Source organism: Actinopolymorpha sp. B11F2 (assembly GCF_040195635.1).
In the GTDB taxonomy this organism is placed as follows: Bacteria; Actinomycetota; Actinomycetes; order Propionibacteriales; family Actinopolymorphaceae; genus Thermasporomyces.
Map to the genome: position 1 here is coordinate 1 of NZ_JBEFTX010000052.1, position 1910 is coordinate 1910.

Here is a 1910-nt window from a genome sequence, read left to right on the forward strand (position 1 = left end):
TGCTCTTCGATGAAGTATTGGCACGGGTTGGTTGGGGCGGGGTCCATGTAGACCCACACGGTGCCGTGGGACATGGCGTTGTCCTTGGGGAAGTTCTGGGTTCTGGTTGAGACGATGCCGTAGGACGTGGTGGGTGCGGCGATTCCGATGCCGTGGAATTCGTCTCTGACGCTGGCGAGAATCTGCGCCATCAGCTGATGCTGCTTGTCCACGTCTGGCTCGGCCTTGAGCTGGTCGTACATCGCCAGCTGGTCTCGTATCACCTTTGGCGGCTCTTCACCGTCCTTGCCGCCGCTGCGGTACCAGGTGCACCAGGGCACGCCGAAGAACGAGTACGGCGGGTTGGTCGGCAGATAGTTGTAGGGGTTGGCCAGGATGACCGCGTCCAGCCCACCCTCGCCCTGCCAGACCGCCGCGTCATGGCTGTTGGCTTCGCCGCGGGTCACGGCCAGTTCGGCGCTGACGCTGTTGACCTTGGCGTCGATGCCGACGTCCTTCCAGTTGCCGACGACAAGTTGCATCGTGTCGACCCAGACGGTGATGTCGCTGCGTACGTCGACCTGAAAAGTGATCGGCTTGCCGTCAGGGCCGAGCCGAGTCCCGTCTGCGTTCTTCCTGGGGTACGCCTTGTCCAGGTACTCATTCGCCTGGTCCACGTCGTAGTCGAGGTACTGGGTGGCCATCTGTTCGTCGTAGTAACTCGATTCCTTTCGCGGCGCGATCTGCCACGGCTCGGCCTGCCGCTGCATCACCGCGTTGATGATGTCCTTCCGGTTGATCGCGTACGACAGTCCGATGCGGAAGTCCTTGTTGTTGATGATCTCCCGCATCACCGGGTTCTTGTGGGTCAGGTTCAGGTAGACCGCGACCTGGCTGGTCAGCGCTGGAATCGCGTCGAAGAAGCGGTAGCCTCCCTCCTGCCGGCCATCGGCCAGGACCGGCTTGTTGACCGGCTCGTCGAAGGCAAAGTCGACCTCGCCATTGGTCGCCTTCAGCAGCGATACCTCTGGGTCGGTGACCACCGACCACACCATGCCGTCCATGTAGGGAAGTTGGCTGCCCTCTGGATCCACCTTCCAGTAGTACGGGTTGCGCTCAACCGTTACTTGGGTCTTCGTGTTGGTCTTGAGCAACCATGGATAGATCGATGGCTTCTCGGGGTTGGATCCGAAGCTGAAGTCACCGCCCCTTTGCTGGTACAGCGCAATCCACTCGTCGAATTTCTGGCTCTTTGCCAGCGCCTCGACGTCGGGGGTGTACTTCTTGTGGAACTGCGTCATGTAGTGCTTCGGATTGGAGGTGAAGACCAAACCTGATCGGGTCGCCATATACGTGAGCACGAGACCTTTGGGGTTGTCCCAGGAGAGCTTGACGGTGTAGTCGTCGATCTTCTCCGCCGTCGCTCCGCCGAAGTACGCGTCGGGAACCGGAGTGAGTTCGGTGTTGTTGAGCACGTCCTCGACGGCGAACACCACGTCATCGGCGGTGAAGGGATGCCCGTCCGACCACTTGAGGCCCGGATGCAGCTTGAACGTGTACTCCTTGCCGTCCGCCCCGATCTCCCAGCTGTCGGCAACATTCCCAATGATCTTCTTGAACGTCGGATCCCAACGCACGAGGTTTTCGTAGCCGCAGAGCTGGTACTGGGTGGCGCCGGTGCCGTAGCCGCTCGCCTGGGTCGTCAACCGCCACTGGCCGCCGTACGTCCCCAAACGGTCCAGCGGCTGGACGACGACCGGATCCGGCGGTAGCCGCTTCGACAGCTCCGGAAGCTTGCCTTGCTTGACCAGCTCGGCAAGCATCGGTGCCTCCTTCGGTTTCGGCCCACCGCTGCTACCGCCACCGTCGCCCGAGTTCTTGGGCTGGGTAGAGAGCACGTCACAGCCGGCGGTCACGGCCACCGCCACCAC

1 protein-coding gene is annotated in these 1910 nt (G+C 61.8%); it reads right to left on the minus strand.

Annotated elements, in window-relative coordinates; genetic code table 11:
* The coding region (locus ABN034_RS34155) for an ABC transporter substrate-binding protein (protein WP_349695094.1) at positions 1-1802 on the minus strand (1802 nt) is incomplete at its 3' end.
* Positions 1803-1910 lie beyond the last annotated feature (108 nt).